At 69.4% G+C, this 13068-nt stretch carries 15 protein-coding genes and 1 pseudogene; 6 read left to right on the top strand and 10 right to left on the bottom strand.

Annotated features, from left to right (window positions below; translation table 11 throughout):
- Nucleotides 1–21 precede the first annotated feature (21 nt).
- Nucleotides 22–741: a septum site-determining protein MinC gene (minC, locus tag QZV94_RS00155; RefSeq protein WP_293675764.1), complete on the bottom strand. Its 720-nt coding sequence runs from the start codon at nt 739–741 to the stop codon at nt 22–24.
- 143 nt (nt 742–884) lie between these two features.
- Complete coding sequence (locus QZV94_RS00150; protein ID WP_293675763.1) at nt 885–1217, bottom strand: DUF1491 family protein; 333 nt, start codon at nt 1215–1217, stop codon at nt 885–887.
- Nucleotides 1218–1401: 184 nt separating this feature from the next.
- On the opposite strand from QZV94_RS00150, the gene QZV94_RS00145 reads away from it, so the two are divergent.
- On the top strand, nt 1402–2241 hold the full coding sequence (locus QZV94_RS00145; protein ID WP_293675762.1) for a hypothetical protein: 840 nt from the start codon (nt 1402–1404) through the stop codon (nt 2239–2241).
- Nucleotides 2242–2264: 23 nt separating this feature from the next.
- Here QZV94_RS00145 and QZV94_RS00140 read toward each other — a convergent pair whose 3' ends face one another.
- Nucleotides 2265–3914, bottom strand: coding sequence for a HAMP domain-containing sensor histidine kinase (locus tag QZV94_RS00140; RefSeq protein ID WP_293675761.1), 1650 nt, complete (start codon nt 3912–3914; stop codon nt 2265–2267).
- Between the two features lie 154 nt (nt 3915–4068).
- Here QZV94_RS00140 and QZV94_RS00135 point away from each other — a divergent pair, with 154 nt between their 5' ends.
- Both QZV94_RS00135 and QZV94_RS00130 read left to right on the top strand, forming a co-directional pair.
- Nucleotides 4069–4827 (top strand): sensor histidine kinase KdpD, encoded by a 759-nt coding sequence (locus QZV94_RS00135; RefSeq protein WP_293675760.1) that lies wholly within the window; start codon nt 4069–4071, stop codon nt 4825–4827.
- A 40-nt stretch (nt 4828–4867) separates the two neighbouring features.
- Nucleotides 4868–5287, top strand: coding sequence for a SufE family protein (locus tag QZV94_RS00130; protein ID WP_293675759.1), 420 nt, complete (start codon nt 4868–4870; stop codon nt 5285–5287).
- On the opposite strand, the gene QZV94_RS00125 is transcribed toward QZV94_RS00130, so the two are convergent.
- The 5 genes from QZV94_RS00125 to QZV94_RS00105 form a co-directional block, all read right to left on the bottom strand.
- The gene (locus tag QZV94_RS00125; protein ID WP_293675758.1) at nt 5284–5691 is read right to left on the bottom strand and encodes a hypothetical protein; all 408 of its coding nucleotides are present in this window, start codon (nt 5689–5691) and stop codon (nt 5284–5286) included. The genes QZV94_RS00130 and QZV94_RS00125 overlap by 4 nt on opposite strands.
- A gap of 59 nt (nt 5692–5750) precedes the next feature.
- Complete coding sequence (locus QZV94_RS00120) at nt 5751–6239, bottom strand: PAS domain-containing protein (RefSeq protein WP_293675757.1); 489 nt, start codon at nt 6237–6239, stop codon at nt 5751–5753.
- A 137-nt stretch (nt 6240–6376) separates the two neighbouring features.
- A complete protein-coding gene (locus tag QZV94_RS00115) occupies nt 6377–6796 on the bottom strand; it encodes a MucR family transcriptional regulator (RefSeq protein ID WP_293675756.1) in 420 nt (139 codons plus the stop codon).
- A 272-nt stretch (nt 6797–7068) separates the two neighbouring features.
- Nucleotides 7069–7950 carry a crotonase/enoyl-CoA hydratase family protein gene (locus tag QZV94_RS00110; RefSeq protein WP_293675755.1) on the bottom strand — a complete coding sequence of 294 codons (882 nt, stop codon included), beginning with the start codon at nt 7948–7950 and terminating at the stop codon, nt 7069–7071.
- Between the two features lie 223 nt (nt 7951–8173).
- A complete protein-coding gene (locus QZV94_RS00105; RefSeq protein WP_293675754.1) occupies nt 8174–8692 on the bottom strand; it encodes an ACT domain-containing protein in 519 nt (172 codons plus the stop codon).
- A 223-nt stretch (nt 8693–8915) separates the two neighbouring features.
- Here QZV94_RS00105 and QZV94_RS00100 point away from each other — a divergent pair, with 223 nt between their 5' ends.
- A complete protein-coding gene (locus tag QZV94_RS00100) occupies nt 8916–10457 on the top strand; it encodes an acyl-CoA synthetase (protein WP_293675753.1) in 1542 nt (513 codons plus the stop codon).
- Nucleotides 10458–10469: 12 nt separating this feature from the next.
- On the opposite strand, the gene QZV94_RS00095 is transcribed toward QZV94_RS00100, so the two are convergent.
- On the bottom strand, nt 10470–10922 hold the full coding sequence (locus QZV94_RS00095) for a GNAT family N-acetyltransferase (RefSeq protein ID WP_367253578.1): 453 nt from the start codon (nt 10920–10922) through the stop codon (nt 10470–10472).
- A gap of 72 nt (nt 10923–10994) precedes the next feature.
- Between QZV94_RS00095 and QZV94_RS00090 the strand changes: the two genes are divergently transcribed.
- Nucleotides 10995–11444, top strand: a complete 450-nt coding sequence (locus QZV94_RS00090) for a MaoC family dehydratase (RefSeq protein ID WP_293675752.1) — start codon at nt 10995–10997, stop codon at nt 11442–11444.
- On the opposite strand, the gene QZV94_RS00085 is transcribed toward QZV94_RS00090, so the two are convergent.
- The gene (locus QZV94_RS00085; RefSeq protein ID WP_293675751.1) at nt 11441–12295 is read right to left on the bottom strand and encodes a serine protease; all 855 of its coding nucleotides are present in this window, start codon (nt 12293–12295) and stop codon (nt 11441–11443) included. The genes QZV94_RS00090 and QZV94_RS00085 overlap by 4 nt on opposite strands.
- Nucleotides 12296–12490: 195 nt before the next feature.
- Between QZV94_RS00085 and QZV94_RS00080 the strand changes: the two are divergent.
- Nucleotides 12491–13068, top strand: a pseudogene (locus tag QZV94_RS00080) (S9 family peptidase); the annotation flags it as partial.

Raw genomic sequence — 13068 nt, 5'->3', positions numbered from 1 at the left:
GAGGTTTCCTTCCCGCGGGTGTTAGTCGAAGGCCGAGAGGCGCAGCGCGCCGCGGTCGCAGCGCACTTGGACGGGCCGGCCGTGCAGGTCCGGGCCCCAGTTCTCGGCCGTGCGGTAGAGAGCGTCGACGCCGACCATCTCGGCCTCGAGCCTGCGGCAGAAGATGCGCGAGCCGGCCGTCTTCAGGCCGGCGATGGCCCGGCCGCGCAGAGGCCCATAGACGTGCACCGAACCGCCGGCGATCACCTCGGCGCCCGACGCCACAGAGCCCACGACGATGACGTCGCCTTCCTCGAACACGATCGATTGGCCGGAGCGGACGGGTTGATCGATCAGCAGCGATGCGGACGGCGCGGCCGCCGGCGCAGGCGCGGGCTCACCGGCGGGGCGGCCGGGCCTGGGCTCCAGGGCGACGTCGCGCCCGTGCAGGTTGGTGGCCAGATCGGCCCAGCGCGTGCCGGACAGCCGCCCGGCGGGAATGCCCTCAACGCCGACGATCCGCATCCCCCGCGTCGCCAGCCCGTCCAGGGCGACCGGCAGGGCGTCAGGGCCCACGGCCTCGGCGACCGCGGAGAGGTCGACCACCACCGGGCGCTCCGCGAAGAACCCGGGCGCGCCGCCGAGCTGCCGGTCGAGCGCAGCGAACCAGTCGCTGAACGGCGGCGCCGGGGTCAGCACCATCGCCATGAAGCTGCGCCCCCGAATCCGGATCCAGGGGAGCGAGAGCGTTTCGCCGTCCATGGCCGCCTCCGTCCGAGGGTGTCTCGGGAAAGGGGCGGACGCCGCGAACGCCCCTCGAGGTCTGCTCCATGATTCGTAAGGCAATCCCGCGGCTTGACCACGCCGTATTACCGCCATGATACGGCGACGCTTGGATCTGCCGACTAGCTCTTCTCGACCGGCTCCACCAGGAAGTGGCGTCCCTCGCGATCCTCGATCTCCACCACCCAGAGGTCGGGGTCGATGCGCACGGCGCGCTCGATGTAGCGGTCCAGCTCGGGCTCCTCTCGCGACGCAGCAGGCTCCATCCAGACCCGGTCCCCATCGCCGCGGGTAGCCTCCGCCAGGAGCCGCGCCGAGCCGTCGCGACGGTTCAACACCTTGACCAGCACCGCCCCGGCGCGCGGGTCGCCCTTGCGCGCCACCACGGCGAAGCCACCGCCGATCTCGACGCGGCGGATCAGGGCGCCAACCCAGATGTCGGTGGAAAGCAGCATCGGCGTTGGTTAGCGCGGCCATGCCCGGTTAACCACCCGCGTGAACGAGACCTGAAGGTTCCTACGCCTACACCGCGGACTGAGACGGCCTCAAAGGCCGCGTTTCGATGGTGGAAGAATGACCAGCACGCGCAGAAGCGCGAGGCCGGCGGCTCCATGGATAGGTCTGGTCGGGGCGGCTCTAATGCCGCTGCCCCTCGTGCTCCTGCCGGGCGCCGCCCGCGCGCAGCCGGCGGACCTGTTCTACGAGCGTACGGTGATGAGCGCGGCGGACTCGCGCTGCAGCCTGTTCACGCCCGAAGTGTCGGCGGCGCTCGCCGCGGCGGCGGCTCAGGCGCGCGGCGCGGCGCTCCGCGCCGGAACCGATCCACTGCACCTCAAGGCGCTGAAGGCCACCGCCCAGCGGCGGGCCGCTGCGGTGGACTGCGGCAGCCCCGACGTCGCCGCCCCTGCCGCGCGGGTCCGGGCCGCTTTTTCCGGCTACCAGCGGATCCTGCGGATGAACTACCCGGGTGACGTGGCCCTGTGGAGCGCCGACCGCGGCCTTGGCAAGACCCCGCGCTGGCGGCTGGCCCAGAGCGCCGACTTCGGCTCCAACCGGATGATCTTCGGGCTGGCGGGTCGCGATGGGCCGAGCGCCCTGGTGGCCGTAGCTGACTTCGCCGACAACGCCTCGCCCTACGCCGCGCGACTGGTGTTCCGCGACTACACGCGCACCCTCGGTCCCTACCTCAGTGGCGGACCCAGGCAGCCGCTCGCCACCAAGCTCCCGCCGCGGGCGTCAACGCGGATGTTCCTGGCGGAGGCGCGCGGGGCAGCCGAGGCGGAGCTGCTGCCCAAGGGCTCGGCCGAAGCGTGGGCCTTCCGCTTCCCCACAGCGGCGGTGGCGGCGCTCAGCGAGCTCGACCCGCGCGAGGCGGTGGCGATCGAATATCTGTTCGCCGGCGACCGGGTGCGCACGGCCTATGTCGAGGTCGGCGACTTCGCCGCCGGCCGCGCCTTCCTCCACCTGGCGGCGCGCTAAGCGCTCCCTTCTTTGGCGCAGGACTAACCCTGGCGCCGGGCCGGCGCTTCGGCAGCGACCACGACAGGAGTCAGGACGGGCAGGCGAATGGTGACCGAGGTCCCCTCGCCCACCGAGCTCTCCACCGTCATCTCGCCATTGTGCAGCCGCGCAAACGCACGAACCAGCGACAGGCCCAGACCTGACCCCGCGGCGCGCTGCTCGGCGTCGCCAGCTTGTTCAAAGGGCCGCCCCAGGCGATCCAGGTCGTCCTGGGCGATGCCGACGCCGGTATCGGCGACCACGATCTCCAGGACATCCCCTGAGGCCTGGACTGTCACCGTCACGGAGCCGCCAGTGGGCGTGAACTTGAGCGCGTTCGAGATCAGGTTCAGCGCGATCTGCTTCAGCGCCCGGCGATCGGCCTCGGCCATCAGGGGCGCGATCGGCAGCACGCCGCGCAGGTGCACGCCGGCCCGGTCAGCCTGCCCACGCATCAGCCGCAGCACCGCCTGCACGGCCTCGCGGGCATCGAAACACTCGATGGACAACTCGAATCGTTCGGCCTCGATCTTCGACATGTCGAGCACGTCGTTGATCAGTTCCAGGAGATGAGTGCCCGACTCATGGATCAGCTCAGCGTACTCGGCGTAGCGGTCGCCGATCGGGCCGAACAGCCGCTGCCGCATGATGTCGGAGAAGCCCATGATCGCGTTCAGCGGCGTGCGCAGCTCATGGCTCATATTGGCCAGGAAGCGGGACTTGCCGGCGTTCTGCTGTTCGGCCGAGAGGCGCGCGGCCTCGAGGCGCCGTTCGCGGAGCAGTTGGTCGCGGGCGTCGCGCACTGAGGCGACCAGCAGGTCGCCGTCGCTGGCGCGCAAGCTCACATCCAGACAGCCGTCGTCGGGCGTCGCCACATAGACCTGGGCCTGGCCGTCGCGGCCTGCGGCGTGCAGCACCGCGGCCAGCGCAGCCAGGTCCGCCTCGGCGACCAGATGGCCCAGGCTGCGCCCCTCCAGCTCGGTCGGCGTGAAGCCGCCCATGGGCGCTCCCGCCGCGGATCGGATGCGACCGCTGCGGTCGAGGGTCGCGAAGAGCAGCGGCTGATGGTCGAGGATATGGAGCAGCGCTTCGGCGCGGGCCTTGCGGCGGCCGTCACGCCGCACGGCGCCCTGGAAGCCGATCAGGCCGGCGGCGAAGCCGACGGTGACGGTGGCGAGCGCCAGCAGGCTGAGCCACGGCGCCGCGTCTGCGCTGGCAGTCGGCAGGGAGAACAGGGCGCCGTCCAGGGCCGTGACCGCCGCCGCCGCCAGCGCCGCCGCCGCACCCAGCGCCAGCAGATCGCGGCCCTTGAATACGGTCGCGGCGGCGGCCGGCAGCAGGCACCACGCGGCAAGCGGTCCGGCCGTTCCCCCGGTCAGGTGGCAGGCCACCGCGCCCGCCACGGCCCAGACCAGCACTGCGATGGCGCGGCCGGCGCCGCCGCTCGCTAAGGAAAGCAGCGCCCCCAGGATCGCTGCGGCGCCCGCCGAAGCCAGGGCCAGCATCTCCGGGCCTAGCGCCGCCACGCCCTGCCAAGCCAGCCCCCCCAGGCTTGCGGCCACGGCCACGGCGAAGGCGCCATGCCAGGCGAGCGCCGACGCCGTATCGCTGCGGCGGCGCGCCACCGGCGATGTCGGGCGGGCCTCAGTCATGGCGAATCGATGAGCCCCATTGCGAGGTGCGTGCGCAGACTACCCACGAAGCCCGACGCGCGCGAGGCATGGACGTCGCCCGCGCGCCGAAACGCTTTCGTAAGCGCCATGCCGCACCTTGCGGGTCCTGACCCTGCGGGCGTATCGCCGATCCATGGCTCACGAGGCCGACCCCATGACCGGCGCGAACGCCCGCGCACAGGCCCGCCTGGACGCGGCGTCTGATGAGCAGAAGCGCTCGTTCCTGCGCATGGTCAGCCATGAGCTGCGAACCCCCCTGAACTCGATTCTCGGCTTCTCCGAGATTCTCAATGCGGAACTGTACGGACCCCTTGGAGCTCCTCAGTACAAGGAATATGCCGCGATCATCCACGGCAGCGGCCAGAAGCTGCTGAAACTTGTGAATCAAGTGCTGGAGATCGCCCGGCTCGAGGGCCGGACCATGGAATTCGAGCTGCGCAGCGAGCCGGTGGAACTGGCGCTGGAGGACGCGCTGACAACCCTGAAGCCCGACCTGGCCGCCCGCGATGTCACCGTCAGCATCACCGGCCGCGGGACGCTGCCGGCGGTGATGGCCGACCCGCGCGGCCTGCGCTCGCTGCTGTTCCACCTGCTGCACAACGCCGTGGCGTTTTCGCCGGAGGGCGAGACGGTCCGGGTCGGCGTGGACGTCCATGGCGGCCTGGCCGATATTGTGATCCGCAACGTCGGCGACGGCGTCGATCCCGACGACATCCCGCGCCTCATGACGCCCTTCGAGCAGGGCGGAAACGCGCTCACCCGCAAGGCCGAGGGCGCGGGCCTGGGCCTGCCGATCGCCGACCTGACGGCCAGGGGGATGGGCGGACGCCTGAAGCTGACCTCGGCGCCGGGCGACGGGCTCACCGCCACGGTGCGGCTTCCCATCGGCTGAGGTTGCTAAGGGGCTCCCGCCCCCCTAAGTCGCGGACGCCATGGCCGCCATCGACGACGCGCTGACCGAGCTCAAGGACGAGTTCGACTTCCTGGGCGACTGGGAGGAGCGCTATCGCTACGTCATCGAGATGGGCAGGGGGTTGGCCCCGCTCAGCGCGGCTGAGCAGACCGAGCCCTACAAGGTCCGCGGCTGCGCGAGCCAGGTTTGGCTGGTCACCGAGGCGGGCCCCGACGGGACGCTTACGTTCCGTGGCGACTCAGACGCCCACATCGTGCGCGGCCTGATCGCCATCCTGCTCCGCCTCTACTCCGGCCGGACGCCAGCCGAGATCCTGTCGTTCGACGCCAAGGCCGCCTTCGAGGCCCTGGGACTGACCGGGGCGCTGTCCTCTCAGCGTTCCAACGGACTCGCCTCGATGGTCGGCCGCATACGCCGCGACGCCCAGGCGGTGGCTTAGTAGGCGAACCAGCCGCCGATCACGCAGCTGGCCTGGCCGCGCCGCACGGTGACGGTCGCGGGTCGCCCGACGCCGGGTTCGAACACCGTCGCCCGGCCGCCCGCGCGAACCACCACCGCGCCCGGGTTGTTGAATCGACAGACGCGATAGTTCTTGCTGGGCCAGATCGAACTCTCCGGCACGGAGCCGCAGCTGGCGCCGCCGAACGAGCGGGTGAAGGTGGCTTCGTGGTAGGCGAACGTCGTCGGCGGCTTGTGGCGCCGGGTCGCCATAGGGGAAGGCCGCGCGACGACCGGGCACGGAGGTCCCTCGATCGACCACTCCGCCTTCAGTGACGTAGCCTCCAGCCAGGTCTTGAACACCACGAACCCCGGGACGGCGCACAACGCGGGCGCGAGGGCCACGACGACGCCGCCGCTCTTGAGCCACGCCGTGACCCGCCGACCAAGGCGCCGGCGTTCCCTCAGGCGGCGGGCCGTATGCCGCTGGCCATCGCACTCATGCCGATGACCGCGTCGTAGCCCAGGATCACGTCGACCTCGGCGCCCTTGGTGGAAAGCGGCAGGCGGATCCAGACCAGCGAGAGGTGCGACGCGCCGCGCCAGGCCATGCTGTGCACGCCCACACCCGGGCGGCGATCGCGCACAATCCGGCCAAGCTCCTCCCGCCAGTAGTCGGCGGCGGTCGAGTTGTAGACCTCGCCCAGGCGCCTTCCCGTGATCTCGCGCCCATAGACGCCGTAGAGCGCGGTGCCCGCCAGGCGGATTCGGAAGTCCATCGCATCACCAGGCAGCACCTCGGTGAGGCTGACGGTGGGCAGCAGCCGGGTGATGTTTCGCGGGTCCAGATGTTTGCGGGCGGGCGTTGGGCCCTCGCCACGCAGCGAGGCCCAATAGCCGAACAGCTCCTCGTGCGCGCGGATCGCGGCTTCAGGCTTGCCGATCTGCGTCATCTGATGAGTCTGGGGTAACGGCTTGGATTCATGACGAATGACGTTGTCGCCTGATCCGCGGAGGTGGGGAATCCCCAAAACGCAAGACGCCCGCCGGAAACCGGCGGGCGCCTGCAAATTCGACGATCCGTGCGCGTCTAGCGCTTCTTCCTGGGCGCCTGGCGGCCGCCCTGGCCCAGGCCCATCTGCTTGGCCAGGTCCGAGCGCGCCTTCGCGTAGTTGGGCGCGACCATCGGATAGTCCTTCGGCAGGCCCCACTTGGCGCGGTATTCCTCCGGGCTCATGTTGTACTTGGTGCGCAGGTGCCGCTTCAGCGACTTGAACTTGCGCCCGTCCTCCAGGCAGACCAGGTGGTCGGGGGTGATGGAGCGGCGAACCGGCACCGCCGGCTCCTTGGGCGCGGCCTCCACTGCCTCCGCGCCGGAGGAAACGCCTGCGAGAGCCCGATGGACGCTCTGGATCAGGCTCGGCAGATCCGCGGCGGCCACAGTGTTGTTGCCCACATAGGCGGAAACAATGTCCGCCGTCATCTCGATCACTTCCGACTTCTCGTCCATGTTCTCTGGTTTCCGAAAGCTTCGCGTCGAGGCTGACGCAGCGGGAATCACTAGTTCGTGGGGCCGTCATTATCTGGAACGATACGATCAGACAACGGGGAATAGAGCAACGCAACACTCTCCTGTCGCGAGAACAGAAGATGCGCATGCGCAAACAAATGGCTGTCCTGAGTCTACCTTGGACGAGTGTGTGCAGTGCAACAGTCGCGGTCGCCCACAAACGAAACGGCGCCCACAAGGGGCGCCGCCGTGCCGCTATTCAGTATGGCTGATCAGCTGAAAGTCGGCGCCGTCCAGTGATCCCAGATATCCGGCAGGTCGCTGGAGACCTTGTCGGGGTAGTTCGGGGCCCGCTTTTCCAGGAACGAGGTGACCCCCTCGCGCGCATCGCCGGACTTGCCGCGAGCCTGGATGCCGCGGCTGTCGGCCTGGTGGGCCTCCATCGGGTGAGCGGCGCCGGCCATGCGCCAGATCAGTTGGCGGGTGATGGCCACCGAGACCGGGGCCGTGTTGTCGGCGATCTCGCGGGCGAGTGCGCGGGCCGCTGGCAGCAGGTCGTCAGGCTCGTGGATCGAGCGCACGAAGCCCTTGTCCAGAGCCTCCTGCGCCGGGAAGATCCGGCCGGTGTAGCACCACTCGAGCGCCGTCTGGACGCCCACCAGCTTCGGCAGGAACCACGACGAGGCCGCTTCCGGATTGAGGCCCCGACGGGCGAAGACGAAGCCATAGCGGGCCTGGGTCGAAGCCAGGCGGATGTCCATGGCGCACTGCATGGTCACGCCGATGCCGACCGCCGGGCCGTTGCAGGCGCTGATCACCGGCTTCAGGCTGTCGTAGATGCGCAGGGTGAGCAGGCCACCGCCGTCGCGGGCGACGCCGCCTACCGCGCCTCGCGCCGCTCGGTCGGCAGGCGCGCGGGCGTCGACGTTGAACGTGTCCCCGCCGCCGGCCAGGTCGGCCCCGGCGCAGAACCCGCGCCCCGCCCCGGTGACGATCACCGCGCGGACGTTGTCGTCGGCGTCGGTCGCGTCGAACGCGGCGATCATGTCCTGCATCATCTGGCCGTTGAACGCATTCAGCCGATCCGGCCGGTTCAGCGTCATCGTCGCGACGCCGTCTTCGACGTCCAGCAGCACGGTTTCGAAAGTGGGCATGTGGCTTGGGTCCTTGATCTGAGGTCGCGCATACCCGCCCGGATGACGGACGGGAGGTCAAGGGGTCGGAAAAGAGACACGCAACACTTTCGAGTCTCGGCCGCTCGGCTCTCGCACCGCTGGGCTGCGCCCGTGATGCCCCGCCCGAACCACACGAGGCTTGGCGCCTCCGGACCCTACCTGCTCTCGCGCCTACCAGCCTTCACTGAGCCCCTCAGCGCTCCTACGCCGCGGTAACGGCGATATCGACCATGATCTCGCCCGAAATCTCCTCGAGCGCCGCCTGCACCGCGTCCGCCCGCAGACCCGCTGGGAGCCGCAACTGCGCCTCCATGTGGAACAGTTGGCCGCCGGAGTGGGGTTCGGCGCTGATCCGGGTCTCGAAGGTCTCGATATTCACGTCGAGGCCGCTCAGGACCGCCGTCACCTGCCGCACGATGCCCGGCCGGTCCTGGCCGACCAGACTGAACTGCAGCGTCTCGCCGACTGCGCCGGGTACCTCCACAGCCGGCGCGACGCGGACCTCGAGGCCCTGAGCGTCCACCGCGCGCACCGCGGCGAGCAGGCGATCGACGCTGTCGGACTCGAGCGCGACCAGCACCGATCCGACGTAGAGGCCGCCGAGCCGGCTCAGATGGCTCTCCAGCCAGTTGCCGCCCGCCGACAGGACCGCGCCGGCCAGCGCTTCCGTCAGGCCGGGCCGGTCACTGCCGATCACGCTCAAGATCACCGAAGAAGCCATCAGGACCCTCAGACGGACAGTTGGCGTCCGCCTCGCCGGTCCCATGGGCGCCGTGTACAGTCAATCCGCATCTGCCGGGATCGGCCGCACAAAACGGGCGCCGCGGAGGTTGCGAGTGCGGCTTCCGGACACAGCCGTCGCGCGCTTGACGCCCTCAACGTCAACCGTCACCCACTGCCCGCTGACGGCGGCGCCAGCAGAGCCCGCCGCACGGGGAGTTCGTATGCATCCGTCGATCCACGCGAAGACCAATCCGGACAAGCCGGCCTACATCATGGCCTACTCCGGCGAGACGGTGACCTACGGCGAGCTGGAGGCGCGGTCGAACCAGGCGGCGCACCTGTTCCGCAGCCTGGGCGCGAACGCCGGGGACTCCGTCGCCTTCTTCATCGAGAACCACCCGCGCTACTACGAGCTCTTGTGGGCGGCGCAGCGGTCGGGACTGCGCTTCACCTGCCTGTCGTCGAAGCTGACCACCGGCGAGGTCGAGTACATCGTCAAGGACTGCGAGGCCAAGGTCTTCGTCGCGTCGCTCGCCCTGGCAGAGACGGCGCTCAGCGTGGCGCCGCTGATCCCGGGCGTAGCGCTGTTCATGGTTGGCGGCGAGGCCGGCCCCTACCGCAGCTACGAGACCGCCCGGGCGGCCTTCCCGACCACCCCGATCGCCGACGAGACCGCCGGGCGGGCCATGCTCTACTCTTCCGGCACCACCGGCCGGCCGAAGGGCGTCAAGCGGGCCGGCGAGGTCGACCCGGCGATCGATGCTCCGAACGGCCTGGCGATGATCGGCCAGGCGCTCTACGGCTGGAACACCGACAGCGTTTACCTGTCGCCGGCGCCGCTCTACCACGCCGCTCCGCTGGGCTGGTCGATGGCGGTCATGGCCATGGGCGGCACCGTGATCATGATGGAGCGCTACGACCCGGAAGACGCGCTCCGGTTTATCGAGAAGTACAAGGTCACCACCGCCCAGTGGGTGCCGACGCACTTCGTGCGCATGCTGAAGCTGCCGCCGGAGGTGCGCACCCGCTACGACCTGTCGTCCCTCACCGCCGTCTTCCACGCTGCCGCACCCTGCCCGGTGCCGGTGAAGGAGCAGATGATCGCCTGGTGGGGCCCGATCGTGAACGAGTACTACGCCGGCACCGAAGGCAACGGCTTCTGCATCATCAACTCCGAGGAGTGGCTGGCCCACAAGGGTTCGGTCGGTCGCGGGATGACCGCTCAGGTCCGCATCTGCGACGACGAGGGCAATCCCCTGCCGCCGCGGGCCGAGGGCCTGGTGTTCTTCGAGGGCGGCGGCGAGTTCGAGTACCACGGCGACCCGGCCAAGACCGCCGAGTCCCGCAACCAGCACGGCTGGACCACGCTGGGCGATGTGGGCTGGGTGGACGAGGAGGGCTTCCTCTACCTGACCGACCGCAAGAGCTTCATGATCATCTCGGGCGGCGTGAACATCTATCCGCAGGAAATCGAGAACCTGCTTATCGGCCACCCCAAGGTCGCCGACGTCGCCGTGGTCGGCGCGCCTGACGAGGAGATGGGCGAGAAGGTCGTGGCGGTGATCCAGCCGATGGACTGGACGGACGCCGGCGACGCACTGCGCACTGAACTCATGGCCTACGCGCGAGCCAACCTCAGCCACGTGAAGGCCCCGCGCCTACTCGACTTCATGGAGGAGTTGCCGCGCCACCAGACCGGCAAGCTCTACAAGCGCCTCATCCGCGACGCCTACTGGGGCAAGACGGGGGCGAAGATCGGGTAGCCTCCACGTGTCCTAAAGGCTCATCTCCATCCGCGGCAGGAAGCGGCCGGGGATCGAGCCCGATGGCGAGTGGCCCACGGTCCTGAACCCCAGGCGGGTGTAGATTCCCTCCGCATTGGGGTCGGCGTCCACCGTCAGCGTGGTCGCGCCGGCCGCGCGGCAGGCCTGGACCAGCGTCGCCATCAGCGCGCGCCCGACGCCGCGGCCCTGGAACGCCGGCTCGACGAAGAAGTCCTCCACCTCCGCGCCGCCATCCAGGCTGAGGGCGACCATTCCGGCGACCTCACCATCCGCTTCGGCGACCCAGACCCGCCAGGCGACGATCCGCTCCGGCGTCACGGTCAGCTCCGCGCGACAGGCGGCCATGAACGCCGCGTCGTAGCCCCAGGAGGCCTTGGCGCGCATGGCCAGTTCGGTCAGGGCCTCCGCCTCTTCCGCTCGCGCCGCCCGAACCGTCACGCTCATGGCTTGTCCGCCTTGCCCTCGTCGGCGCAGGTGTTAGAGGCTCATCATCGAACAATCGAGGGAGAGCGACGCATGGACGCCGTGGAGATCAAGGACCTGCCCGGCCTGGTGGGCCAGGAGGTGGGCGTGTCCGACTGGGTGCTGATCGACCAGGACCGGGTCAACAAGTTCGCCGAGGCCACCGGCGACCATCAGTGGATCCACGTGGACGTCGAGCGCGCCACCAAGGAGATGGGCGGCACCATCGCCCACGGCTACCTGACCCTGTCGCTGATCCCGTTCCTCAGCGCCGGCATGCTGCCGGTGAAGGGCGTCACCCGCGGCCTCAACTACGGCTCCGACAAGGTGCGCTTCATCAACATGGTCAAGGTCGGCAAGCGCGTGCGCATGCGCCAGACGCTGATCGGCGCCGAGCCCAAGGCCGGCGGCATGCAGATGAAGAACCAGTGCACCATCGAGATCGAAGGCGAGGACAAGCCCGCCTGCATCGCCGAGACCATCACGGTGGTCTACGGCTCCTAGTTCCCTACGGCTTCCTCGGCGGACACGGCTTTTTCCTGGCCGTTGGCCGCCTTGGCGCCGGTGAGCTCCGGGGTCTGGGCCACCGTGGACGGAGCCAGCGGGTTCTCCAGGAGCGCGATCGTCTCGTGGATGTACTTGGCGTGGGTGACGATTCCGATCTCAAGGCGCTCGTTGTTCAGCTCGACCTGCTGAGTCAGAAGGCCGGCGATGAAGCCCGCGTCCTGCGCCGGCGCGTCGGCGGTGTTGACCACCGGCTGGGTCTTCGCGCCTCGGCTCATGAACACCGGCCCGCCCGAATTGCCGGGAAACACCGAAAAATCGAGCAGGAAGGTCGGGAAGATCTTCGCCGGCCCCAGCGGATATGAGGCCACGCGCCCGGAACGCAGGATGGGGAACCCGGCGGCGTTTGCCGACAGCCCGCGCGGGAAACCCAGCGCCATCATCTCGTCGCCCGCGTTGACCTTGTAGGTATCGAACGTGTCGTCCGCGGCCAGGTAGGCCTGCGGCAGGGCCGCCTTGGCGAACTCGGGCGGCGCCTTGATGGTGATGGCCGCCACGTCACGGCTGGGGTGTTGGGTCCACAGTTGGCGGCCGCCCTCGCGGATCTTCAGCGCCTGGGGCGAGTAGCTCCACGATCCATCTGCGTTGGAAATCCGGTAGCCGATGCGGGCGCTGGCGCCGGGCATCTTCTGGAAGACGTGATTGGCGGTGATCAGCACGGTGCGCGGCCGGCCATCCGGCCCAGGCGCGGATATGAGGAAGCCGGTGCCGACGGTGCGTGTGCCGTCGCCCAGTGGTTGTTCGAGCTGAACGGTCGCCTGGATCAGTTCCACGGCGAGGTCCATGACCATGGCGGTCCCCGTACTTGAGTAGCCCTTCGCGTCTAAGATGCGCGCTCTCGATTGATACGGAGTGAATCACGCCGCGGGTTCGCCAACAAGTCGCCACAGTTGCGTGAAGCCGCGCCCGAGTGTCGCGCGCGAAATCGCGCAGGGCCATGCGCCGAGACGCTTGAGCCGGGGAGCCGCGCGTCGCATTAGCCGCCCATGACCCTGCCCACCCCGCCTGTCGCCCCGAAGTCGCCGCGCGTGATCGAACAGCTGGGGCGAACGCGCACCGACGATTACGCCTGGATGAAGGACGACAACTGGCAGCAGGTACTGCGCGACCCGAAGGCGCTGAAAGCCGACGTGCGCGCCCACCTCGAGGCCGAGAACGCCTACCTGAAGACGGTCCTGGCCGGGACCGAGGATCTGCAGGCGGCCCTGTTCGCGGAGATGAAGGGACGGATCAAGGAGGACGACTCCTCGGTCCCGTCGCCGGACGGTCCCTGGGACTACTACGTCCGCTACGACTTGGGGGCAGAGCATCCGCTGCATGCGCGGCGGCCAAGAGCCCAGATGGGCGCAGAGCCGGACGCCGACGAGCAGGTCTTGCTGGACGAGCCGGCGCTGGCCAAGGGCAAGGCCTATTTCCATGTGGGCCATGCCAGCCACAGTCCCGACCACGCCCTCTTCGCCTGGGCCGCCGACGAGCAGGGAAGCGAGTACTACACGATCCGGGTCAAGGACCTGGCAAGCGGCGTGGAGGTCGGCGCGCCCATCGAGAGCGCCTACGGCGACTT

It is taken from the genome of uncultured Phenylobacterium sp. (genome assembly GCF_902826855.1).
Classification (GTDB): Bacteria; Pseudomonadota; Alphaproteobacteria; order Caulobacterales; family Caulobacteraceae; genus Phenylobacterium.
This window is presented reverse-complemented; position numbering and strand designations above follow the sequence as displayed.

Excerpts from the sequence above, each read along its gene's own strand:
- minC (WP_293675764.1), bottom strand. The coding sequence starts at position 741 with ATGGACGGCGAAACGCTCTCGCTCCCCTGGATCCGGATTCGGGGGCGC.
- QZV94_RS00150 (WP_293675763.1), bottom strand. The coding sequence starts at position 1,217 with ATGCTGCTTTCCACCGACATCTGGGTTGGCGCCCTGATCCGCCGCGTC.
- QZV94_RS00145 (WP_293675762.1), top strand. The coding sequence starts at position 1,402 with ATGCCGCTGCCCCTCGTGCTCCTGCCGGGCGCCGCCCGCGCGCAGCCG.
- QZV94_RS00140 (WP_293675761.1), bottom strand. The coding sequence starts at position 3,914 with ATGACTGAGGCCCGCCCGACATCGCCGGTGGCGCGCCGCCGCAGCGAT.
- QZV94_RS00135 (WP_293675760.1), top strand. The coding sequence starts at position 4,069 with ATGGCTCACGAGGCCGACCCCATGACCGGCGCGAACGCCCGCGCACAG.
- QZV94_RS00130 (WP_293675759.1), top strand. The coding sequence starts at position 4,868 with ATGGCCGCCATCGACGACGCGCTGACCGAGCTCAAGGACGAGTTCGAC.
- QZV94_RS00120 (WP_293675757.1), bottom strand. The coding sequence starts at position 6,239 with ATGACGCAGATCGGCAAGCCTGAAGCCGCGATCCGCGCGCACGAGGAG.
- QZV94_RS00115 (WP_293675756.1), bottom strand. The coding sequence starts at position 6,796 with ATGGACGAGAAGTCGGAAGTGATCGAGATGACGGCGGACATTGTTTCC.
- QZV94_RS00110 (WP_293675755.1), bottom strand. The coding sequence starts at position 7,950 with ATGCCCACTTTCGAAACCGTGCTGCTGGACGTCGAAGACGGCGTCGCG.
- QZV94_RS00105 (WP_293675754.1), bottom strand. The coding sequence starts at position 8,692 with ATGGCTTCTTCGGTGATCTTGAGCGTGATCGGCAGTGACCGGCCCGGC.
- QZV94_RS00100 (WP_293675753.1), top strand. The coding sequence starts at position 8,916 with ATGCATCCGTCGATCCACGCGAAGACCAATCCGGACAAGCCGGCCTAC.
- QZV94_RS00095 (WP_367253578.1), bottom strand. The coding sequence starts at position 10,922 with ATGAGCGTGACGGTTCGGGCGGCGCGAGCGGAAGAGGCGGAGGCCCTG.
- QZV94_RS00090 (WP_293675752.1), top strand. The coding sequence starts at position 10,995 with ATGGACGCCGTGGAGATCAAGGACCTGCCCGGCCTGGTGGGCCAGGAG.
- QZV94_RS00085 (WP_293675751.1), bottom strand. The coding sequence starts at position 12,295 with ATGGTCATGGACCTCGCCGTGGAACTGATCCAGGCGACCGTTCAGCTC.